Source organism: Roseivirga sp. UBA838 (assembly GCF_002296035.1).
Lineage (GTDB): Bacteria > Bacteroidota > Bacteroidia > Cytophagales > Cyclobacteriaceae > Roseivirga > Roseivirga thermotolerans.
The window spans coordinates 160,907-182,244 of record NZ_DBHC01000007.1 but is presented as its reverse complement, the minus strand read 5'-3'; the positions used below and the strand labels follow the sequence as shown (position 1 = coordinate 182,244).

General features: G+C 43.4%; 22 protein-coding genes. 9 read left to right on the top strand and 13 right to left on the bottom strand.

Translation table 11 applies throughout. The features are described from left to right. The first annotated feature begins 1 nt into the window (after window position 1). From mrdA to B3O12_RS01720, 3 genes are read left to right on the top strand one after another with little or no spacing between them, the layout of a single operon-like run. A complete protein-coding gene (gene mrdA / locus B3O12_RS01730) occupies window positions 2–1,840 on the top strand; it encodes a penicillin-binding protein 2 (protein WP_286755061.1) in 1,839 nt (612 codons plus the stop codon). Beyond that, window positions 1,837–3,111 (top strand): rod shape-determining protein RodA, encoded by a 1,275-nt coding sequence (rodA, locus tag B3O12_RS01725; RefSeq protein WP_189628634.1) that lies wholly within the window; start codon window positions 1,837–1,839, stop codon window positions 3,109–3,111. The genes mrdA and rodA overlap by 4 nt, the downstream gene beginning before the upstream one ends. A 4-nt stretch (window positions 3,112–3,115) precedes the next feature. Further along, window positions 3,116–3,268 carry a hypothetical protein gene (locus B3O12_RS01720; RefSeq protein ID WP_286755060.1) on the top strand — a complete coding sequence of 51 codons (153 nt, stop codon included), beginning with the start codon at window positions 3,116–3,118 and terminating at the stop codon, window positions 3,266–3,268. Between the two features lie 228 nt (window positions 3,269–3,496). Here B3O12_RS01720 and B3O12_RS01715 read toward each other — a convergent pair whose 3' ends face one another. Both B3O12_RS01715 and B3O12_RS01710 read right to left on the bottom strand, forming a co-directional pair. Continuing rightward, window positions 3,497–4,249 (bottom strand): hypothetical protein, encoded by a 753-nt coding sequence (locus B3O12_RS01715; protein WP_286755059.1) that lies wholly within the window; start codon window positions 4,247–4,249, stop codon window positions 3,497–3,499. A gap of 420 nt (window positions 4,250–4,669) precedes the next feature. Then, complete coding sequence (locus B3O12_RS01710; RefSeq protein ID WP_286755058.1) at window positions 4,670–5,677, bottom strand: hypothetical protein; 1,008 nt, start codon at window positions 5,675–5,677, stop codon at window positions 4,670–4,672. A gap of 34 nt (window positions 5,678–5,711) precedes the next feature. On the opposite strand from B3O12_RS01710, the gene B3O12_RS01705 reads away from it, so the two are divergent. From B3O12_RS01705 to chrA, 6 genes are read left to right on the top strand one after another with little or no spacing between them, the layout of a single operon-like run. Next, window positions 5,712–6,035, top strand: a complete 324-nt coding sequence (locus B3O12_RS01705) for a 2Fe-2S iron-sulfur cluster-binding protein (protein ID WP_189628639.1) — start codon at window positions 5,712–5,714, stop codon at window positions 6,033–6,035. A 1-nt stretch (window position 6,036) separates the two neighbouring features. Then, window positions 6,037–6,639, top strand: coding sequence for a thymidine kinase (locus B3O12_RS01700; RefSeq protein WP_189628640.1), 603 nt, complete (start codon window positions 6,037–6,039; stop codon window positions 6,637–6,639). After that, the gene (locus tag B3O12_RS01695; protein ID WP_286746549.1) at window positions 6,636–8,873 is read left to right on the top strand and encodes a T9SS type A sorting domain-containing protein; all 2,238 of its coding nucleotides are present in this window, start codon (window positions 6,636–6,638) and stop codon (window positions 8,871–8,873) included. The genes B3O12_RS01700 and B3O12_RS01695 overlap by 4 nt, the downstream gene beginning before the upstream one ends. Next, window positions 8,873–9,565: a DNA repair protein RecO gene (gene recO / locus B3O12_RS01690; RefSeq protein WP_286755057.1), complete on the top strand. Its 693-nt coding sequence runs from the start codon at window positions 8,873–8,875 to the stop codon at window positions 9,563–9,565. Before B3O12_RS01695 ends, recO begins: the two co-directional genes overlap by 1 nt. 43 nt (window positions 9,566–9,608) lie before the next feature. Further along, window positions 9,609–10,583, top strand: coding sequence for an isopenicillin N synthase family dioxygenase (locus B3O12_RS01685; protein ID WP_286755056.1), 975 nt, complete (start codon window positions 9,609–9,611; stop codon window positions 10,581–10,583). A gap of 6 nt (window positions 10,584–10,589) precedes the next feature. Then, on the top strand, window positions 10,590–11,771 hold the full coding sequence (chrA, locus tag B3O12_RS01680; RefSeq protein ID WP_189628644.1) for a chromate efflux transporter: 1,182 nt from the start codon (window positions 10,590–10,592) through the stop codon (window positions 11,769–11,771). 5 nt (window positions 11,772–11,776) lie between these two features. On the opposite strand, the gene B3O12_RS01675 is transcribed toward chrA, so the two are convergent. The 11 genes from B3O12_RS01675 to B3O12_RS01625 form a co-directional block, all read right to left on the bottom strand. Next, window positions 11,777–12,667, bottom strand: coding sequence for a S66 peptidase family protein (locus B3O12_RS01675; RefSeq protein WP_286755055.1), 891 nt, complete (start codon window positions 12,665–12,667; stop codon window positions 11,777–11,779). A 68-nt stretch (window positions 12,668–12,735) separates the two neighbouring features. Then, window positions 12,736–13,308: an OmpH family outer membrane protein gene (locus tag B3O12_RS01670; RefSeq protein ID WP_286755054.1), complete on the bottom strand. Its 573-nt coding sequence runs from the start codon at window positions 13,306–13,308 to the stop codon at window positions 12,736–12,738. 18 nt (window positions 13,309–13,326) lie between these two features. Further along, on the bottom strand, window positions 13,327–13,869 hold the full coding sequence (locus B3O12_RS01665) for an OmpH family outer membrane protein (protein WP_189628647.1): 543 nt from the start codon (window positions 13,867–13,869) through the stop codon (window positions 13,327–13,329). A 3-nt stretch (window positions 13,870–13,872) separates the two neighbouring features. After that, on the bottom strand, window positions 13,873–16,533 hold the full coding sequence (locus B3O12_RS01660; RefSeq protein ID WP_286755053.1) for a BamA/OMP85 family outer membrane protein: 2,661 nt from the start codon (window positions 16,531–16,533) through the stop codon (window positions 13,873–13,875). Between the two features lie 8 nt (window positions 16,534–16,541). Then, a complete protein-coding gene (locus tag B3O12_RS01655; protein ID WP_286746561.1) occupies window positions 16,542–17,279 on the bottom strand; it encodes an isoprenyl transferase in 738 nt (245 codons plus the stop codon). A gap of 83 nt (window positions 17,280–17,362) precedes the next feature. Next, window positions 17,363–18,079 (bottom strand): DUF6089 family protein, encoded by a 717-nt coding sequence (locus tag B3O12_RS01650; RefSeq protein ID WP_286755052.1) that lies wholly within the window; start codon window positions 18,077–18,079, stop codon window positions 17,363–17,365. Window positions 18,080–18,123: 44 nt separating this feature from the next. Beyond that, on the bottom strand, window positions 18,124–18,999 hold the full coding sequence (locus B3O12_RS01645) for an NAD kinase (protein WP_189628651.1): 876 nt from the start codon (window positions 18,997–18,999) through the stop codon (window positions 18,124–18,126). An 8-nt stretch (window positions 19,000–19,007) separates the two neighbouring features. Continuing rightward, a complete protein-coding gene (locus B3O12_RS01640; RefSeq protein ID WP_286755051.1) occupies window positions 19,008–19,673 on the bottom strand; it encodes a CBS domain-containing protein in 666 nt (221 codons plus the stop codon). A 61-nt stretch (window positions 19,674–19,734) separates the two neighbouring features. After that, the gene (locus B3O12_RS01635; protein WP_286755050.1) at window positions 19,735–20,301 is read right to left on the bottom strand and encodes an anthranilate synthase component II; all 567 of its coding nucleotides are present in this window, start codon (window positions 20,299–20,301) and stop codon (window positions 19,735–19,737) included. Continuing rightward, complete coding sequence (locus B3O12_RS01630) at window positions 20,298–20,822, bottom strand: CvpA family protein (RefSeq protein ID WP_189628653.1); 525 nt, start codon at window positions 20,820–20,822, stop codon at window positions 20,298–20,300. The genes B3O12_RS01635 and B3O12_RS01630 overlap by 4 nt, the downstream gene beginning before the upstream one ends. Beyond that, complete coding sequence (locus tag B3O12_RS01625; RefSeq protein ID WP_189628654.1) at window positions 20,823–21,275, bottom strand: GatB/YqeY domain-containing protein; 453 nt, start codon at window positions 21,273–21,275, stop codon at window positions 20,823–20,825. Window positions 21,276–21,338: the final 63 nt, after the last annotated feature.

The window sequence follows — 21,338 nt, the reverse complement described above, 5'->3', positions numbered from 1 at the left end:
CATGCTCGAAAATAGAAGACTGGTTATTCAGGGTCTGTTTATTTTTGTAGGCTTGATTTTCCTCATCAAGCTCTTTGCTCTTCAGGTGGTAGATAAAACATACCAACTCAAAGCCGATCGCAATATTATTCATACCATAACCGAATACCCCTTCCGGGGGCTCATGTATGATCGTGAAAAAAGACTCATTGTTTATAATGAGCCTATTTATGATTTAATGGTGGTTCCGCGCGACCTTTACATTGGAGACACCGCAGAGTTTTGCCAACTCTTTGACATTACCGAAGAACAATTTCGTACTAACCTGCAGAAGGCCAAAGAATACTCCGGAGTTAAACCCTCTGCCCTACTCAAAAAAATACCGCACGAAAAATATGCCCAGATACAGGACCATATGTACAAGTACTCGGGGCTATATGTAAACCCCAGAACTGTAAGAAGATATACCAAGCCTATTTTGGCCACACAAGTAGGTTACATTGGAGAAGTGAGTCAGCGAGACCTGGACAGAGACACCACCAACTATTACAAGTCTGGCGACTACAAAGGGCTTACCGGCCTGGAACAGTACTATGAAAAGGCCTTACGAGGAGAAAGAGGAGAAAGCCGTAAGCTGGTGAATGTAAACGGTATAGAAAAAGGAAGCTACAAAAACGGTGAGCTGGACATCCCTTCCGTACCGGGCAAAAACCTCATCACCACCATCGATCTGAAACTTCAGAGCTATGCCGAAAAGCTAATGGCAGGTAAGCGTGGTAGTTTAGTAGCTATTGAACCCTCTACAGGAGAAATTCTTGCTATGGTTTCGGTGCCATCGTACGACCCTAATCAGCTGTCTGGCAAGAATTTTGGCAAGTACTTCGAGCAAATTAAAAATGACACAACAGGCCCTCTGCTCAACAGGGCTATTCAGGCCAAATACCCTCCGGGCTCCATATTTAAAACTGTGCAAGCACTGATTGCTCTCGATGAGGGAGTGATTAAACCTAATGAACCCATAATTGTTGACAGACTGCGACTGGGAGACCATGCACCGCTAGGCCCATACGATGTGGCTCGCGGTATAGAGTTCTCTTCTAACAACTACTTTTGGGAAGTAATGAGGCGAACTGTGAACCAGAACGTATCGAGCAGTAAGTTTACAGATACACACATAGGGCTGGACAAGTGGGCAGAAGCAGTAAGACGATTTGGCTTTGGCAGCCCTTTGGGGCTAGATATTCCTGGTGAAATTGGTGGTACAGTACCTGATGCTGAATTTTATCACAAAAAGTACCCTCGCGAAAAGGGAAGCTGGGCCTATAGCACCATATACTCTCTTTCAATTGGGCAGGGAGAGCTGGAGGTAACTCCTCTTCAGGTGGCCAATCTGGCTGCCATAATTGCCAACCGTGGATATTATGTTACGCCCCATTTGGTGAAAGCTTATGAAGAAAATGGAGAAATCACAGAACTGGAATATGAGAAACACTATACCGGGCGTGGCGATGAGTACTACCCCGCCATTGTTGAGGGCATGGTTCGGGCTGTAAAGAAAACAGCCGGGCGGGCTGTAATCCCCGATATACCAATTGCCGGAAAGACTGGAACAGCCGAAAATGGGGTGAAGAATGAATCGCTTGATCACTCTGTATTTATGGCTTTTGCCCCTGCTGATAACCCCAAAATTGCCATTGCAGTATACACAGAAAATGCCGGATGGGGTGGAGGCGCCTCGGCAGTAACCGCCAGCCTGGTTATTGAAAAATACCTGCGAGGTTACATTAAAGAAACCTGGGCCAAGAGAGAAGATTATATCCTTAACAAAAAATACCTCATAGGCTTACAACAAGAGAATTGAGAAGAGAAGGCGGACTTTTTGGCGATTTAGACTGGCTGGTGGTCTTTCTTTACTTCACCCTGGTTGCACTGGGCTGGACAAACATATATGCCTCTGTATATGACCCGGTACAAGACCAGAACATTTTCGATCTGAGTCTGGAATCGGGCAAGCAGCTCCTTTGGATAGGTACATCAGTAATACTGATTGTTGTCATCTTGCTTCTCGATTTCCGTATTTATGAATCGTTTGCTCCCATTCTTTACGTGTTCATGATCTTGCTCCTGGCCGGGGTTTTGGTTTTTGGTCGCGAGGTAAATGGAGCAAAGGCATGGTTCGAGATAGGTTCGTTTCGGTTGCAGCCGGCAGAGTTTACTAAACTGGCCACGGCTCTTTTTATGGGCCGATACATTGCCACAACCAATGTAAAACTCACCGACTTTAGTACCCAGGTGAAGGCTCTCCTTATGATTCTCATTCCCATAGGCCTCATACAGCTTCAGCCTGACACCGGTTCGGCTATGGTGTTCGCTGCACTGCTCATTCCACTATACAGAGAAGGTTTTCCTGCCATATATCTTATTCTGGGCATCTCTGCAGCCGTACTCTTTATTTTAACCCTTTTGGTTCCTCAGCCATATATTTTCATTGGTATAGGTTCGCTCACTCTCTTACTCATCCTTTTTCAGGAAAAAAGCCGTAAGAGAATACTGTCGACCATTGCCCTAATGCTGGTTATCAGCTCATTTGTTTTTGGAATAGACTATTTTCTCAATAACCTAATTAAGCCCTATCAGAGGAGCAGAATAGAAGCCATTTTTCGGCCCGAACTGGTGAACCCAAAGGCTGAAGGCTGGAACCTGGAGCAATCTAAAATTGCTATTGGTTCAGGCGGCTTTTCCGGTAAGGGTTTTTTAGAAGGCACCCAAACAAAATTTGGCTATGTACCCGAACAAAGCACCGACTTTATTTTTAGTACCCTGGCCGAAGAACATGGCTGGTTGGGCTGCGCTGTACTTATTTTCTTGTTCATAGCCTTGGTTATGCGCTTGGTTTTTATAGCCGAACGACAAAAGTCTAAATTTGCCCGGTTCTATGGCTATGCCGTTGCTGGTATTATATTCTTTCACTTTACCATCAACATTGCCATGACCATTGGTCTGTTTCCCGTTGTTGGAATTCCTCTGCCATTTATAAGTTATGGTGGGTCATCCCTATGGTCGTTTACCATTATGCTCTTTGTGCTGCTCAAAATAGATATGCACAGAGCACAGGTGCTTTCAAGACATTAGGGGAATGACAACATCCAAAGGACAAAAGTTATCTGAATTTGAAATTGAAAAGATTTTAGGGAAACCTATAAAGCCGACATCAAGTCCAGAAAAGCATTGGGTAGCACATCTTTCTTTTGAAGAAATTCGAGAGCCACACCAAAAAGAGTTCTCTTAAAGAAAACCATAAGTGTGCCTTCCAAAAATATGAGCAGGGCCTATTGGCACGTGTATTTCACTCTGTCAATGTAGAAAACCTCATCTTCAGATTTGATAGCGTTTCACAAGTACTATTAATCAAAGGAAAGGAGATCATTGATCCCAAATGGTATTCACCAATGGCTTGGCTTCTGAAACTAGGTGTTCCTTTAAAACTAGCACACTACTTTACTGTAAATTCAACAGACTACTCTATTAATGAGATGACACTCATCATTAAATCTGAATAATCAAACTGACTGGCAAGATACCTCAGTCTTAATTGTGCCTCATGTCTGTTAATTTCATACTTCAAACTTTGGATAGCTTCTAATTCGGGATCATGTATTTCTTCCAAAGTTGTAGGTGTGGCCTCCAATTCATAAATCAGGTTTTGAACTAATTTATCAAACTTCTCAGGATCACTCTTTAGAAGAGGTTTATTAACAAATACACCAAATCTTTTGACCACACTTAAGCCATGATCGACACCCTTAAAGGCTAAACTAGAGTCTACAGATATAAATAAGTTAAACAGTGAATCAGTCTCCAATAAACCCTGGCTTCTTTCTTCAATAATCTTTTGTGCATTCAATCTGTCCGTAGATTTGACTTTCAACTCAGAAGAATCCAAATCTATCCTTAGTGTGTCTCCATTCGAAATGAACTTAGTTTGTCGATAGTCAACTAATGAGTGAACAATGGCTCTTGTAGGTTGATTCAGTTTTAAAGAAATAGTATCGATACTTTTATAAGTTACGATCCAATTATCCGATTGATGCGCTACAGAATCTAACAGCTCAATCGAAATAGGAGACTCCGTTGAATTATTGACAATAACTATGGCTTGATTTGATGACTCTACCAAATCAATTTCCGGAAGGTTCTTGTCCGGCTTCTTGTTACATCCTGTAAAAAATATCAGGAGAAGTAGGGGCAGAAGAAAAGCTTTCTTATTCATGTGTGTCTATGACACATCATTATAACTATTTTTTTAGTAGAAAGCTAAGCTAGTCCTTCAAAAGCAGAACATTGATCTGTATGCACCGCATCTTCCTCGGTGGATTCAGATGAACCACTTTCTTCAGTGGCCCTTTTAAGGAGACACTGAGGGAGATAGAATGTGAGAAACCCTCCAAAAGTTGATATCCACAATTACTAGAAGGTCCATAGGATCATTTTAACCTTTGTAAGTAAACTTTTGGAGGGATGTTACACCTCGAAAGCCCCTATTCGATTTCTTTGAGTTTTATTTGATTAATCGAACCGAAGTTTATACTAAGAAGTAAGATGAATTCCGTTCAAACAATCCATGTCCTCTTCAGAAGACCCTGAGGATGGTTTACACCATTAACTGATTTCTAGTCAACTGATAACTGTCTTACGCAAACCTTCGCTCCAGCACGCCCATAAAAGCTTCCACTTCCTCGCTGTCCATATCCCAGCCATCATTAAAAGTATTGGCTTTATTTAGCGCTTCCTGAAGGCTTTCCGCTTCATCAATAGCTGCAAAGGCCTGTTTCATTCGACTATTATCCCCATGAAAGAGGTTGTTCTGAAACATAAATTTCTCATTCAAAGTAAGGCTGGCCTCAATTGATTTATTCACCTTTCTCTGCAGCCTTTCCGCAAGAGTCTGGCTTTTATTACCTTTTTCAAATCTGTCGTTGAGCGTTGTCGCTGCTTTTTCTTCCTTCTTTTCAACGGCAAGCTCTTCCGCCACAACTTTGGAGGCTACATTAGCGGGAACTTCCGGCTCAGTAGGTTTTTCTGGCTTGGGTTCTTCTTTTTCATCAAACAGATTGTGTAGCAAATGACCAGCATTGAGCTTTTCCAGAAAAGCAGGTGCATTTACCTCTTCCTTATTCGATCGATCGAGCCCATCGTAGATCTGCAAAACACTGGCTTTTGTATCAAAATCACCCATCTGATCCACCAGCTTTTTAAAGAGTTCCCGGTTGTTCTTTATGTATTTAAACTGTCGTTTAAAATCCTGAGGTTTAGCCAATCGCTCCAGCACCGTTTCTAAAAACACCCTGGGTTCAAACACTATGAGCACGGTATCGGCAATTGCCTGATTAAGTATGGGTTCTAAATGCTTTCTATCAATACTGATGTGGTTGGAAAGCACATTCATAAAATCCTTTAAAGCCGCCTGTACTTTCTCGTGCTTAAAATCGAAATACGGGCTTTCCAAGCGCTCTACCTCTTTGCGCCACTGATTAAAAAGCGATCGGATGATGAAAGAGTTGACTTGTCTTGAATTGGTGAGAGAAATCAACTGCTCTCCATCTATTTTTGTATAATTTTGAAAAGTTTTATCGCAGATAGATTCGCCAATTTTCTGGCTCACTGTTAGTACTTCTGACTGTTTTAGTTGATAAAGCATGTACGGCAGTTTTTCAAAGTTAAATTAAATCATAATGCCCAAAATCCTGATCCGAAATCTGAATAATAAACTGATTGATGTTCCCACTAGTAACGATTCAATCCTCAAAATTATTCATGACCATCAGATTGATTGGATGTTTGCTTGTGGTGCCAAAGGGAGGTGCACATCTTGCCGTATGGTCATTCATTCAGGCCAGGAGCACTTTTCTGCTCCTAATGAGGCCGAGCAAAAGTTGATAGATTTGGGTAGATTAAAAGAAAACGAGCGCTTGGCCTGTCAAAACACCCTAAATGGCGATATTGAGGTGAGTGTAGCTGAACAGAATAAGTTTCCACATTTAACCTATACGGACTGATATGTTTCTTGAGCCACAGACCAATATTTCCGGAGAGCATACCACGGGAAGCATAGAGGTAATATGCGGCTGTATGTTTTCAGGCAAAACGGAAGAACTAATCCGCAGGCTTAGAAGAGCCACCATTGCCCGACAGAAAGTGGAAATTTTCAAACCGGCACTGGATACTCGTTACGATGAGCAAGATGTGGTTTCGCACAACAAAACAGCCATTCGCTCTACCCCCGTACAGTTTGCTTCAGACATTTTGCTGCTGGCTGGCGACAGCGATGTAATTGGTATTGACGAAGCTCAATTTTTTGACAAAGACATTGTAGATGTCTGCCGTAAACTAGCCAATGGAGGCAAAAGAGTAATTGTTGCAGGCCTTGACATGGACGCCAACGGGCAGCCTTTTGGACCTATGCCCTATCTCTTGGCTATTGCCGAGTTTGTAACCAAACTGCACGCCATTTGTGCTGTGAGCGGGTCTTTGGCTTCTTTCTCCTTTAAGCTTACCGATAGCGATAAAACTGTTGAACTGGGAGAAAAAGATATTTATCAGGCCCGAAACCGTAAATACTTCTACCAGGGACAAAAAGAAAAGCAGCACAAGAAAAAGTGAAAAGACTGGCTTTACTTATGGGTGCCTTTTGGCTGATAAGTCAGGTAATTTCTCTGGCTCAGAGTGCTATACCTGTACTCGGTTGGCAAACACACTTTAGCTATACGCATGTAAAACAAGTAGTGGTGGGATCAGAGGCCATTTTTGTGGCTACTGAACAGGCTATTTTTAGTATTGACAGGGAAGAGTTGAGCCTGACCAAGCTTAACAAACTAACCGGCTTATCCGATGTAGGCATAGGTGCCATTGGCCTGCTCTCCGATGAAAAAACATTGGTGATTGGCTATAAGAACGGCAACATCGACCTGGTAGGCCCGTCCTCTGTCCGTAATATCAATACGGTAAAAAACTTCCAGACCACCCTTTCTAAAAAATACCATTCCATAAAAGCCCACAATGGCAATATTTACCTGGCCGGAGATTTGGGTATTATAGTGTACAACCTAAGCCGGAATGAAATTAGCGAAGCCTATCAGAACCTGGGGCAAAACGGAAGCCCTCTGGCCATCTACGATCTGCATTTCGATAACGATAGTATATATGCCGCTACGGCCGATGGTCTGCTTTCGGCCAGCCTTAACAACGGTACCAACCGGCAAGACTTTAACAACTGGAAGAGGGCGCTCACAGGAATAGGTTTCGAAACCATTGCCGAGACCAATGATGGGCTTTTTGCTGGTAGTGAAACCGATTTGTTTCAGAAAACATCGGCTGGTTGGCAGTTTACAGAAAATTTCCCCTCCACCATTGTGCGCCTGGAAGGCACGAATGAAGAATTATGGATTACCACTCATGATCGAGTATATCAGCTCAATGGATCACAGCTTACCCAATCGGTGGCCGTTTCAGCATCGTCAGGCCGAGTAAATTATTCTGCGCAGAACCCTCCCTTTATCTGGCTGGCTACTTCCCAAAAAGGGCTTTTGAGGGCTATTCCTTCCCAGTCAGATTTTGAACAGTTTATGCCGGCCGGGCCAATGGGCGATACTCTGCACAACGGTCAGTTTAACCAGGGAAAAATCGCTTTCAATAGCAGCTCTTTCAACAACCGGGTTTCCGGCCAAGGTTTCATAGGTGAGTTCGATGTTGAAACCAACCTTTGGGCCAATTATTCATTCATATGGAACAATGAACCAATCCAAAACATAGTAGATGTAGAAAGAATTGGCGAAACCTCATACGTGGTTTCGTTTGAACACGGGCTGCTAGAATGGACCGGAGTAAATGATGTTTCGCAACCGGGAACGAGTGCCCAGGCACCTCAGCCCAATGCCCAAAATGAATACAGAGCAACCGCGGTAACTTCAGATAACAACGGACTTTTATGGCTGACACTGCATGATCGAAGCCCCTCGCTCTTCTCATTCAACCCTTCTACCAATACCTGGCAAAGCTATACTCCTCCCCACGATTTGGCGCGTTATGCCATTGATGTTTTTGTGGGACCAACCGGACTCAAATGGCTTACCATAGACCCTGATTTTGGTGGAGGAATCGTAGTATACGATGATGAATCGGGGCGCTCCAGACATTTAAATCTCAACGGAGGGCAAGGCGGCTTGCCCAGCAATGAGATTACATCGATTTATTCAGATAATGACTTGTTTGTTTGGGTCACCACCAGTCAGGGCATGGCCTTCTTCACCAATCCGGGTGCTGTGTTAAACAATCAATCGCTTACGGCTTCAATACCGATATATCAAAACCGTCTGTTGCTTCGCAATGAGTACATTACCGATATGGTAGTTGACCCGGCCAACAGAAAGTGGTTTGCCACCAGAAGTAATGGTCTCTGGCTATTCTCCGAATCGGGCGATGAGCTGATCTATCATTTCACTATCAACAATAGTCCACTGCCTTCCAACCACATTGTTTCTCTGGCATTGGCGCCACAAACGGGCGAGTTGTTTATTGCCACTCCTTTGGGTATGGTTTCTTTTAGAGGTGACGCCACATTAGGTACCGATAGGCATGAAGATGTAGTGGCATACCCTAATCCTGTTAAGCCCGGGTTTGAAGGTTCAGTAGTAATAGAAGGTTTGGTGAATAATGCTTTTCTGAAAATTACAGATGTATCAGGAAAGCTGGTAAAAAACTTACGGGCCAATGGCAGTACAGCCATTTGGGATGTACGAGATGTAAACGGCACCAGGGTAAAAACCGGGGTCTATCTGGTGTTTAGTACCAATGAACTTGGAACAGAAACCTATGTAACTAAAATAGTGGTTATCTAATGCTATACCACACCAAAGGGCTTGTGCTGGGCACAATTAAGTACAGCGAAACCTCCATTATCGCGCGTATTTTTACGCAAAACTACGGGATGCAGTCCTACATAGTGAATGGCGTAAGGAGCCAAAAGGCCCGGGGCAAAACGGCCCTCTACCAACCGCTTTCTTTGCTCGACCTGGTGGTGTACCATAAACCCGGCAAAGACATTCAGCGCATTTCTGAGGCCCGCTTCTCTCTCAGCTATCAGCAATTGCCTTTCCACCCTACCAAAAGGGCAATAGGCATGTTTCTGACAGAAGTATTTGGTAAAGTGCTACGAAACGAATCGCCTAATGAAGAACTCTTTCTTTTTTTGGAACAGTCACTAATACTATTCGACAACCAATCTGAATACCTCAACAATTTTCATTTGCAATTACTTCTTAAAGCCAGTGCATTTATGGGCTTTGGCCCCGCCAACGGAGCCGACCTTATTGACCAACTGGCTGAGGCCGGATATCATTTTAATTTAGTAACAGATGAGCTCGCTCTGCTCGACCAGCTCATGCATGAAAAAATGGGAATCCATATTGGTTTGAGTAATGCCTTGAGGCGCGATTTGCTCGACCATATTATTAAGTTTTACCAGGTTCATACAGATAGTCTGAAGGAAATAAAGTCGATAGACGTGTTGAAAACGATAATGAGTAGCTGAAATCGACACTTTATGTTTAATTTACAAGTCAAATATTATTCTCATGAGCTCAATTCTATATGATGAAGTGCCATCGCTAGACCTTGCACATTTTACTAATGGAAGCCCGGAACAAAAAGAGGCTTTCGTTCAAGATCTGGGAGCAGCCTATAACAACATTGGTTTCGTAGCCATTAAAAACCATGGCTTAACCAATGAAATGACCGAAAAACTCTATACGGCCATTCAAAAGTTTTTTGCTCTGCCCGATGAAGTGAAGCAGAAATATGAAGTGCCGGAACTAGCGGGCCAGAGAGGCTATATTGGCAAAGGAAAAGAACATGCGAAAGGCCGAAGCACTGGAGACCTGAAGGAGTTCTACCACATTGGTCAGGAGGTAACCGATGGTGACCCCATAAAAAATGAGTATCCGGACAATATATGGCCTGAAGAAGTGCCGGAAATGGAAGCCATTGGTAAGGAAGTGTACAAAACTTTGGAAAATGCCGGGGTAAAAATGCTTCAGGCTATTGCTCTTTATCTGGGTTTGGACGAACACTATTTTGACCAAAAAGTGCACAACGGAAATAGTATTTTAAGACCTATCCACTACTTCCCAATTGAAAATCCGGAGGCGGTTCCGGCCGATGCAGTTCGTGCCGCTGAGCATGGCGACATTAACCTGATTACATTATTGATGGGAGCAAGTGCTGATGGTCTGCAAGTGCTCAGGAATGATGGTAAATGGATCCCCATTACTGCCCTACCAGACCAACTGGTAGTAAATGTTGGCGATATGCTTTCAAGACATACCAACAACAAGCTTAAGTCTACCATTCACAGAGTGGTTAACCCTCCGAAAGACAAAATGGGTACATCTCGGTACTCCATACCTTTCTTTATGCACCCAAGGTCTGAAATGGATCTTACTTGCCTGGAGAGCTGTATAGATGATGCACACCCTAAGTTGTATGACGATATTACTGCGGGCGAGTTCCTAGAGCAACGTTTGGCCGAGATTGGCCTTCGAAAAAAATAAGGGGAAGTGCCAGCGGTAAAACGCATTCGATACTTCATCTTTCTAAAAGATGTATTCATTTTGGCCATTAGCGCTTTTGGTGGCCCACAGGCACATTTAGCCATGCTTCTTAAAATAATGGTTAAGAAGCGTGGCTATGTTTCTGAAGAAGAACTCATGGAGCTATATGCTCTCTGTCAGATATTACCAGGGCCTACCTCCACACAAACCATAACGGCTATTGGGTTTAGAATTGGTGGTGCCAACCTTGCCTACCTTACCTTGCTGGTTTGGATGTTACCTGCAGTAGCTATAATGACTACGGCAGCCATTTTAGTAGACAGGTATCAAACCAAGAACTTTAGCCTGGAATTTACCCGGTTTATACAACCTATGGCCGTTGGTTTCATAAGTTATGGAGCCTACGTTATTGCCTCAAAAATGGTGACGACCAAAACTGCCGGGGCTCTAATGGCACTCTCTGCTATAGTCACCTACTTTATTTCCAAACCTGCCGCTCTGCCAATTGTGTTGGTTTTTGCCGGTACGCTCACCGCCTTTAAGTATAAAAAACAAGAAATAGAAGTTAAGGAAAAGGTGAGAATAAAATGGGGCAACTTTACCCTTTGGGGTTTGGTACTCATTGCTGCCGCTTTGTTGGGTGCGTTCACTCAAGATCGTATAGTCCTACTGTTCGAAAATTTCTATCGAAACGGAAGTCTCATTTTTGGAGGTGGGCAGGTACTTATTCCATTTCTTAACAAGGAATTCGTAGAATTTAAAGGCTACCTGAGTTCAGAAGAGTTTCTTTCCGGGCTGGCCATGGTACAGGCGGTTCCCGGCCCTACTTTTTCGGTGAGTTCGTTTGTGGGGGCTCTCTCCGTTCGCGATCTCGGTATCGGAGGACAAATACTAGGTGGCTTTATAGCCGCCTGTGGCATATTTCTACCGGGTACTTTTCTCATTTTCTTTGTCATCCGCTTTTGGGACAGCCTCAAAAAATATAGAGTTGTGCGAGCATCGTTAGAAGGTATTCATGCTGCTAGTGCGGGCATGGTTGCTGCAGCAGCCTTCTTGCTGTTCGAACCTATAGATAACTCGGTAATGAACGTTTCGGTAGTTATTGGAACCTTCCTTCTGCTCACCTATACAAAGGTGCCTCCTCCATTAATCATTCTGGCAGGATTACTGGCCGGTTTTCTAATATAAGCGTCCTATTTATAGTCCAGATATAGAATGCCTGACTCAACCGTCATTTGGACGGGAGCATTCATAAGTAGGGATATGTTTCTGTTTTCGTGCCCTCCGGGAAAACCAAAGGCCTTGGGTATGTTCAGGTTGTAGAAATATGAAGCGATGAGCGCATAGCAGTCTCTATTGAAATAACCTGCCGGATCGTTAATGTGGCTAAAGTCTCCTACAATAAGTCCGGCCAGTCGATCTAACTTACCCGTTCGCTTTAGTTTATTGAGCATACGGTCTACGGCATATAAGCTTTCTCCTACTTCTTCCAAAAATAGAATCTTTCCATCACAATCCATTTCATTGGCGGCCCCTATAGACTCATAAATAAGACTTAGGTTCCCTCCGGTAATGGCTGCCATGCACTTGCCTTCCGCTGAATGCCTCTTAGGGTTCAGCTCAATGGCAAACTGCTGTTCCCCAAAAAGCAGATTTTTAAGGGCTACATCAGAAGCATCGTCTTGCCCAAGGGTGTAGGCCATGGGGCCGTGAACAGCCGCTATACCCAACGAAGCCATTTGCAACTGAAAACCGGTTAAGTCACTAAAACCAATTGTCCATTTCGGGTTCTGAGAAAAAGAGCTATAGTCTGCCTGATCTAAGATTCTTGTGGTTCCATACCCCCCTCTGGCAAAGCAAATAGCTTTAACATCCGGATTGTCCATGGCCCATTGTAAATCGGCCAGACGATTGGCATCGCTCGCTGCAAAATACTCATCTGGGTTATTAAGAAACTGCCCTTTGCATACATCAAGCCCCCAGGAGGCTAATATTCCAAGCCCCGGTTCAATAGGCCTCTCTAGTCTCTTAGCTGTAGCTACAATGGCTATTTTGTCGCCGGGTTTTAAAGGGGCAGGTTTCATAGAATTGAAGGTAAAAAAAAGAGGCTGTCTTCTAAAAAACAGCCTCCATTATCATTTAAAATTTTATTCTAGTTATTTCCGGTAGGAGCCGCATTGCCACTTGGTTCTTCTTTTGGCATTGGCACACCTAATTTCTTAAACACCAACTCTGTGATGTTTAGAGACTCGTCAGCGGCCAAAACAATACCTGCAGAATTCCCAACTCTAGAGTTAAGAATGATCGCAAACCCATTTTCCTTTCTAACAACCTCAATAGCATCTTGAACCTTGGAATATATAGGGCCAATTTTTTCTGCTTCCTTCATTCTATAAGCCTGATCCGCTTGAACTTGAAACTTTCTAAATTGCTCTTGAAGTGAAATAATTTCATTCTGTCTTTCTTGTAATACTACCTGATTAGCATTAGGCTGTTGCGCCATTTGTTCAAGCTGCGCGTACTTAGTTTCAATATCCTTCTGTTTCGCTTCAATCTGCGCTTGCAATTGCGAATAATAGGTTTCAAGTTCAGAAGTAATCTTCTCCATTTCCGGCATATTTCCAACTATATATTCAAGGAAGGTATATCCAATCTTAAATTCCTGAGCCTTTGCAACTGCCGCTACTGACAGAAAAGCAATCATCACTATTAGTTTACGCATCATAATCCTTATTTAATTTCTTTAATTTCTCTTTTTCTGTGCTCCCAGTTCTTCCAGTATAAATTCAGTATAGTCATGAACCGGGTTGCTGTAAATTATACCCACATCGGCTGCCTTATCAAAGATATAGTCCAGTCCGTGTTTTTTTCCAATCACCTCTACGGCCAGGTTCAGCCGGGTACGCAAAGGTGTTAGCAGTTCGTCTACCTTTTTGTAGTAGAGGCCATCAAATCCAAAAAGCTCTGTGTTTTTTTGAAGCGCTTCCTGGCTTTTGGCTTCTATGGCCTTTTTTCGCTCTTCAATCATAGCCGGAGTGAGCAATACTTCATTGGCTCTTAGCTCGGCTCTCATCTTTTCGAGCTCATCGTACAAACTTCGTACCTCTTTGTCGTAAGTCTTTGCCAGAGCCTCCAGCTCCTTTTGTTTTTCTGCGTATTCAGGAAGCTGACTAAGAACGTATTCTGAATCGAAATGGCCAATTTTCTGCCCAAATCCGTTGCCTTGAGCCAGCGCAAAATTAGAGATTAATGTCAATAATGCTAGGGTGGAGAAAATTTTGTGCATGGGTTACCTAATTTGTTGTCCGATAGTAAAATGCACCTGCGACCCACCCAAAACGGCTGGCGATAGTGAATTGTCCTGATCGAAGCCATAGGCCCAGTCGATACCCAAAAGTCCGAAGGCCGGCAAGAATACTCTTGCACCAAATCCGGCAGATCGGAACAAGTCTCTTGGCGAGTATTCGCTAAAATCGATCCAGGTATTTCCGGCTTCTCCAAATGCCAAAAGGTAAATGGTAGAAGTTGGTGCCTTAGATACCGGGTATCTCAGTTCGGCCGTAAACTTGTTGTAGACAATACCTCCCCTAAAACCGGTTACAGGGTCAACAGGGTCTATTGAGTTATCCTCATACCCTCTTAACGCTATAATGTCCTGTCCAATTATAAAGTTGTTTGCCCCATTTAATCCATTACCCCCTAGGAAGAACCTTTCGAATGGTCCGGAGTCTGTTCTTTTGGAGTATGTGCCAATAAAGCCAAGATGAGCTCGGGCATTGATTACAAACTTTGGCCCCACAGGTATGAACATAGACCAATCGAACATCCACTTGTGGTATTCTACAAATTTATAGCGTCTACTTTCGTCCGCCCCATCTACGTACCGGTCGGAATCGGGGTTAAGGATGGACCATGGGGGGGTGGCATTAATGGCCAGAGTAAATTGAGATCCATACGATGGGAAGGTGGGCTGGTCTATATTACCTCTTGAAATAACCGTATTAAAGGTTAAACTGTTGGATTGACCGCTTGAAAACCCGAGTGTATTCCCAAAGTTAGAAACCTCGTAGAACTGATACCTTATGCTATTTTGTATTTGAAAATAATCATCGGGCCATCTAAGTCTTCTTCCCAACCCTACCGAGAAACCTGAAGCTTTTAAGAACCCGTCAGTCTCATTGGTTCTAAAGTTGATGTTTCTATTAACGGTTCGGTTAAAGCTAATGGTGAAGTTGTTGGGTTTTCTTCCTCCCAACCATGGTTCAGAAAATACCAGACTGTAGTTTCTAAATCTTCGGCCATTGGACTGCAACTGAAGGGATAGTTTCTGCCCGTCTCCACTCGGATACGGCCTCCACTTGCTCCAATCGTTTATGTTTTTTACTGAGAAGTTGTTGAGCGATAGCCCTACAGTACCTACAAAGCCAAACGGCCCTCCGAAACCTCCCGAAAGCTGAATTTGATCGGACGACTTCTCTACCAAATTAAAGACAATATCTACCGTACCATCCTGAATGTTGGGAATGGGTTGGGGATTAATTTGCTCCGGATCGAAATAGCCTAATTGACCCAGTTCTCTAATGGTTCTGATAAGTTCTCTACGGCTATACTTCTGCCCTGGTAGAGTTCTGATTTCTCTCAACACCACGTGGTCAGAGGTACGGTCGTTACCTTTTAGTATAATGCGCTTAATTGTGGCTTGTTCTCCTTCGTACATACGCATCTCAAGGTCGATCGAATCGTTTTCTGCTCTTACCTCAACTACTTCTAACCTAAAGAACAAGTAGCCATCGTCTTGATAAAGAGAGAGTATATCATCACCACTATCGCTATCAAACTGGGTCCGTTTTTCAATCCGCTCTTTGTTGTAAACGTCTCCCTTCTTGATTCCCAATTTTTCAGTAAGAAATTCATCGGTATACTTAAAGTTGCCCACCCAGTCTATGTTCCGGATGTAGTACTTATTTCCTTCGTCTACCTTAATACGGAGGTCTATGTACTCATCGTTCAGGGTAGTTACCTCATCTTCAATTACTTCTGCGTCTCTATAGCCTTTTGAATTGTAGAAGTTGATGAGCGACATTTTATCTTCCTTAAAGTCGGCCTCAATGAATTTGGAGCCCTTTAGAAAATTGAGCTTTACGTTTTCATTAATAAACTGCTTAAAGTCTTTGTTAGTCACTGTTTCGGTGCTGTCAACAAAGTTGCCAATGGTTTTTGGCGAGGTGTTGAACACTTGTTCGAAGAATCGGTTGATGAGCCAAAAACGGGGCTTTTCTTTCGTGTTTTTTAAAGCTTTTTTAAGGCGAGAGTCCTCAAAATCAGTGTTTCCTTCAAACTCTATTTTATTTATTTTGACTTTGCTTTTTCGGTCTACTACAAAGTTTAACTCAATACCATCATTCACTATGGAATCTAGTCTTTGCTCTGTTTTAACGGTGGCGTTGAGGTAGCCTTTTTCAACAAAGTATTTCTTTATAACCAGTTCTGAATTTTTGATGAGAGGGGCACTGGCTACTTTTCCATTTACATCGAGCTGGTCCTTCAGTTCAGACTTTTGTCCGGCACCAACACCCTCAATACTGAAACGCAGAATACGTGGGCGCTCTACAATTCTTACTTCTATGTAGGCCCTGTCTCCTTCTGTTTTGGTGAGCCAAAACTGCACATCGGCAATAATGCCTTGAGTCCAAAGTTTTTTGATGGCATCTGAAACCTGACGCCCCGGAATGGTAATCCGATCTCCCACTTTAATACCGGCAAACGAAACCAACGCTCTTTCGTCAAGCACATTGAGTCCGGTAAACTTTATTTCTGCTACTTCAAAAACCTTAGGGTTGGAATAGTCGATTTGTACACCTTCGCCAGCATTGACTCCATACCTTACCTGAGACAATGCACTGGACATGGCCAGAATCAGGAAGCTGGTAGCCACCAATATTTTTCTCATTCCCAAACTCACTTCTTTATTTGCTCGCTAATCTTTCCAAACCTTCTTTCTCTTTCTTGATAAGAAACTATGGCCTCATATAAGTCTTTTTTCCTGAAATCGGGCCACAACGTTTCTGTAATGAAAAACTCGGTATAGGCCATTTGCCAGAGCAAAAAGTTGCTAATACGAAGTTCTCCACTTGTTCTGATCAACAACTCAGGGTCTGGAATTCCCGCAGTTGCCAAATAGTTATTAATTATATCCTGATTTATGTTTTCAGCTTTCAGCTTTCCTTCTTCTACTTCGAGGGCTATTTTTTTCATGGCTTGGGCTATATCCCACCGACCACTATAGCTCAGGGCCAAAATAAGTGTCATCCGGCTATTTCCACTGGTTTTGTCTATGGCTTCTTGTAGCTCTCTTTGGCATTTGGGGGGCAAGCTTGCCCTGTCTCCAATAGACTCAAGCCTGATGTCATTATCCATCAGCGTTTTAATCTCTGAGCTAAGGGTGGAAACCAACAACTCCATGAGGGCCGTAACTTCAAACTTTGGGCGATTCCAGTTTTCTGTAGAAAAGGCATAGAGCGTAAGGTATTTTACACCGAGCTCTGCGCAACCTTCTGTAACATCTCTTACAGACTTTACTGCACTCTTATGCCCAAACACCCGGGCAGCGCCTTGTTTTTTGGCCCAGCGGCCATTGCCGTCCATAATTACTGCAATATGCTCCGGAAGATTGTCTTGCCTGATTTTTTCTTTCATCTACACACCTCTAAAAAAATCAAGCGCGAAGGTACAAAATTGAAACAGCTTTCTAAAAGCTAATGTACTCTTTGTCAATCAGATTAGAAGAATGGCTTCCAACACACAATCTTATAGAAGGTATAACTGAGCGATATGGATGTATTAAACATCCAATCATTGTCGTTGGGGTTTCCTCCCCGGTAGTCTTTAATGTTCGGTGTGGCTTCAGATACATTGTCTAGCATATCTGAGCCAGTACTTATGGCCGAAGTGGCAATACCCAATACCCACCGCCTGTCTAATCGTAATTTTACTCCTACACCCACTGGTATGCGCAAATTAATACCTGTGTCGTAGTTAGTGAGAAAATTATCTTGTCCTTCCATTCGGTAAAGGCCTGCCCCAAAAAACAAATAGGGAGTCCAGAACTGCTGAAGTTTTTCATTCCTGTAGTTAAGAAAATGATACTCAATGAGCAGGTCGGTTAGAAAGAAGCTACCTTCAAACGAAGCTCTCCTGTTGGCTGAAAACACGTCAAATGCTTCATCATCTGCCCCTTTCAACTGACCAATTCCAGCCGAAATGCGGTAACTCACCCCCTCATTAAGGTGCTTTCTGATGAAGAACTGCCCACCCAAAGATCCATTGGAGAAATCGTATTTTCTCACCACATCGCCCAGGTAGTTATTTGTGCCCACTTCCAAACCAATTTCAGACAACTGAGCCTTGGCTGCGAAGGGGATAATAAAAAAGGCAATGATGAACAGATACCTTACAATGGACAGATTATCCGTACGATATGGCTGCAAGCTAGACAACTGATGAAATAGGTTTTAGATGAGTCGAGTTAAATATTGTTAAGTTAATTTCTGGCATCGAGGCCCCAATTTAGCTTTTGTCTGAGAGTGTCAAAATATCTTGTCTCCGGAAAGCGTACCAATTTGGCCTCAAACTCCTCTCTCTTAACGGTTATTTCCACCGAATCGTCTACACTCTGTGATCGGGAATCTAAAGAAACCATGAACTGACGAGATCTTCCTTCAATTTCAAAAGTTATCCGGCTTCTGTCGGATAGAATAATCGGTCGTACATTCAAATTGTGTGGACTAACGGGAGTAAGAATAAAGTTTTTCATGCTGGGGTGTACCAATGGCCCTCCACAACTCAAAGAATATCCTGTAGATCCGGTGGGTGTGGCGATTATGAGACCATCGGCCCAGTAGCTGTTCAGGTAATCTCCGTCCACATATGTGTGCACCACAATCATGGATGAGGTTTCTCTTTTAACAATTGTCAGCTCGTTTAGCCCAAAGTTAAAGGGTTCAAAAAGCCCTTGATTAGATTCTACATGAATGAGCGACCGTGATTCGATATCGAAGGTGCCGGCTACGAGTTTTTGTAGGGCCTCTTGTACTTCATCGCGCGGGGTGGTAGATAAAAAGCCCAACCTCCCGAGGTTTATACCTACTATGGGGACTTCCCATCGGTCGGTGTAAGTTACCGTGTCCAAAATGGTGCCGTCTCCCCCCAAACTCAACACAAAGTCGAAACCGGAGAGGTCTTCTCCTCTTCTGAATGATTTGACTGCGGGTAGCCTAAAATCTTTTTCTGCCAAATCGCTCAGGTACTCGGCAGAAACGCCAACCTCAATACCATCTTTATTTAAAAAATCGATAATGTCTGAAATACAGCCCTGGGCTTCAGGCCCTGTGCTTTTTCCGTGAATGGCTATCTTCATAGTGGGTGTTAAATGTTGAGATACTTCATGAGAAGGTCGAACCGTTCTTTTTCGTTCGATTTAGATTCTTCTTCCTGAAATCTGCCTATGATTTTATATCCGAAACGTTCAAGAGAGGCAACAATGTGAGAAACTTCTGTCTGATTTATCTTTAACGTTACCCGAAACATACTGCTGTCGGCAATATCTCGGCTCACTGCAACACTCAACACTCTGGCATTTTCACCCTCCACCAGCCTAGAAATTTCCGCTAGAGAATAGTCGCGATAGTTAACGAGCAACACCAAAATGGCTCCCTGATCTTGCACGGCTGTTGAGTTAGCAATAGCACGAATGGTGTCTTCTATACCCACAACCCCCATAAAACTCCCAGCAGAAGATAATACCGCTACCATTTGAGAATCGAAATCGGAAGCCATCCGAATTACATCGTAAAAATGCTGATGCTCCAGCACCACGCAACCGGCATCTTCCAGGTCGTACTCGCTGATTGCCTTTTGAGGATCATTGTCTTCAAGAATAATATCTTCTGAAATGAAGCCTAGAAAACGGCCTTTCTCAATAACAGGCAGCTGGTTGGTACGTAGCTCTTCCATCCAAACAATGGCCTTGTTGCCATCGTCTGTCCGCTTTAGAGGAGGAATCATATGATTAATAAGATCTGCTGCTACCATGAGTTTTGGTTAGTTCAACAAGCCGTTCAGCACTAAAGTTCTGCTGTTAGAACACCGCGGTTCAAACAATATTATAAAATCTAACCCAATTTCTAAGCATCTGCAAACCGTATTCTGTCAGAATGGCCTCCGGGTGAAATTGAACGCCACAGGCCATTAGATTCACGTTTTCCATGGCCATTAGCTCTCCTTCACTAGTGCGAGCAGTGGCTACAAAGCCTTTGGGCACCTCAGCAAGCACCAGCGAATGATAACGGACCACCGCTAGCTTTGAAGGCAACTGTCCGAACAAACCGGTGCCACTGTGTTGAATGCTGGAAATTTTGCCATGCATGGGCCTTATGGCCTTCACAAGTTGAGCACCATAGTGTATACCCAAAGCCTGGTGCCCAAGACAAATTCCTAATACAGGGCACTTACCCAGGTAATATTTAGTCAAAGCCATTAACTGACCGGCCTTTTGAGGCTTTTCGGGTCCGGGAGAAAGCACCACCGCCTGATACGTTTCTGATACTATTTCCTCGAACGGTTCATCGTTTCTCTTAACAACCACCTCAAGGCCAAGCTGCCGGAAATAGTCTACCAGATTGTAGGTAAACGAATCGTAATTATCAATTAGTAAAATCACACCGGAGAAAGTAGTGCTTTTATTGAATCGAGCATTTCCTGAGCAAATGGCAACACCACATCCAGTGAGGCTATGAGTTTAGGGCCCAACTCGGTAAGAAACGGGTAAAGCACTAACTCTTCGTTTTGGCCAGGCAATTGAAGACCAAAATTACTGACTAACCACAGGAGAATGCTCACGCCAATCGCCCATTTTACAAGGCCTAGTATGGCTCCTGCAAACTTATCGAATCCACCCAAAATGGTCATGTCTATCATTTTTTTAAGCAACTTACCCAGCATGTTCACCAGAATAATAATGGCCAAAAAAATGACAAGAAAAGAGATGAAGGGCAGCAGCTGATCAAAGTCTTGCAAATACTCCGACAGATACACCATGCCTACTTCCATGAGTTTAAAGCCGCCTATAATAGCCAGCACAAAAGCCAATACACCTATTATTTCGAGCAGAAGCCCCTTCTTGAAACCAAGAACAGCTCCAAAAATCAATGGAATGAGCAAGATGATGTCGAGGGTTTTCAACTATTGACTAAGCAAAGTTTTAACCATGGTAGAAATTGCCTTGCCTTCTGCGCGACCGGCCAAAGCCTTGGAGGCTACACCCATTACTTTGCCCATATCCTGTGGACCGGAAGCACCAACCTGAGCAATTATTTGTTCAAGTTCCTGCTTTAGTTCAGCTTCTGTTAGTTGTTTCGGAAGGTATCTTTCAATTACCTCGGCCTCAGCCATTTCTACAGCATACAAATCTTCTCTGCCCTGCTCTTTATAAATAGCTGCTGAGTCTTTTCTTTGCTTTACTGCTTTTGCCAATAGCTTCATCTCGGCATCGCCAGAGAGTTCACCGGAGCTACCCTTATCGGTTTCAGCCAACAAAATCATTGATTTAATGGCACGAAGAGCTTTTAGCTCGTCCTTATTCTTGGCCAACATAGCTTGCTTTATGTCGGCATCAATTTGCTGTTTTAGGCTCATGGCAAAATATTCTTGAGAGTTTTGAAATCATTAACTTGCGCGCAAAGTTATGCAATAAAGACA

What these genes read in the sequence shown, in the direction of transcription:
- B3O12_RS01675 (WP_286755055.1), bottom strand. Translation starts at nt 12,667, where the DNA reads ATGAAACCTGCCCCTTTAAAACCCGGCGACAAAATAGCCATTGTAGCT.
- B3O12_RS01640 (WP_286755051.1), bottom strand. Translation starts at nt 19,673, where the DNA reads ATGGTAGCAGCAGATCTTATTAATCATATGATTCCTCCTCTAAAGCGG.
- B3O12_RS01705 (WP_189628639.1), top strand. Translation starts at nt 5,712, where the DNA reads ATGCCCAAAATCCTGATCCGAAATCTGAATAATAAACTGATTGATGTT.
- B3O12_RS01715 (WP_286755059.1), bottom strand. Translation starts at nt 4,249, where the DNA reads ATGAATAAGAAAGCTTTTCTTCTGCCCCTACTTCTCCTGATATTTTTT.
- B3O12_RS01645 (WP_189628651.1), bottom strand. Translation starts at nt 18,999, where the DNA reads ATGAAGATAGCCATTCACGGAAAAAGCACAGGGCCTGAAGCCCAGGGC.
- B3O12_RS01720 (WP_286755060.1), top strand. Translation starts at nt 3,116, where the DNA reads ATGACAACATCCAAAGGACAAAAGTTATCTGAATTTGAAATTGAAAAG.
- mrdA (WP_286755061.1), top strand. Translation starts at nt 2, where the DNA reads ATGCTCGAAAATAGAAGACTGGTTATTCAGGGTCTGTTTATTTTTGTA.
- B3O12_RS01625 (WP_189628654.1), bottom strand. Translation starts at nt 21,275, where the DNA reads ATGAGCCTAAAACAGCAAATTGATGCCGACATAAAGCAAGCTATGTTG.
- B3O12_RS01665 (WP_189628647.1), bottom strand. Translation starts at nt 13,869, where the DNA reads ATGCACAAAATTTTCTCCACCCTAGCATTATTGACATTAATCTCTAAT.
- recO (WP_286755057.1), top strand. Translation starts at nt 8,873, where the DNA reads ATGCTATACCACACCAAAGGGCTTGTGCTGGGCACAATTAAGTACAGC.
- B3O12_RS01700 (WP_189628640.1), top strand. Translation starts at nt 6,037, where the DNA reads ATGTTTCTTGAGCCACAGACCAATATTTCCGGAGAGCATACCACGGGA.
- B3O12_RS01670 (WP_286755054.1), bottom strand. Translation starts at nt 13,308, where the DNA reads ATGATGCGTAAACTAATAGTGATGATTGCTTTTCTGTCAGTAGCGGCA.
- B3O12_RS01660 (WP_286755053.1), bottom strand. Translation starts at nt 16,533, where the DNA reads ATGAGAAAAATATTGGTGGCTACCAGCTTCCTGATTCTGGCCATGTCC.
- B3O12_RS01655 (WP_286746561.1), bottom strand. Translation starts at nt 17,279, where the DNA reads ATGAAAGAAAAAATCAGGCAAGACAATCTTCCGGAGCATATTGCAGTA.
- B3O12_RS01710 (WP_286755058.1), bottom strand. Translation starts at nt 5,677, where the DNA reads ATGCTTTATCAACTAAAACAGTCAGAAGTACTAACAGTGAGCCAGAAA.
- B3O12_RS01685 (WP_286755056.1), top strand. Translation starts at nt 9,609, where the DNA reads ATGAGCTCAATTCTATATGATGAAGTGCCATCGCTAGACCTTGCACAT.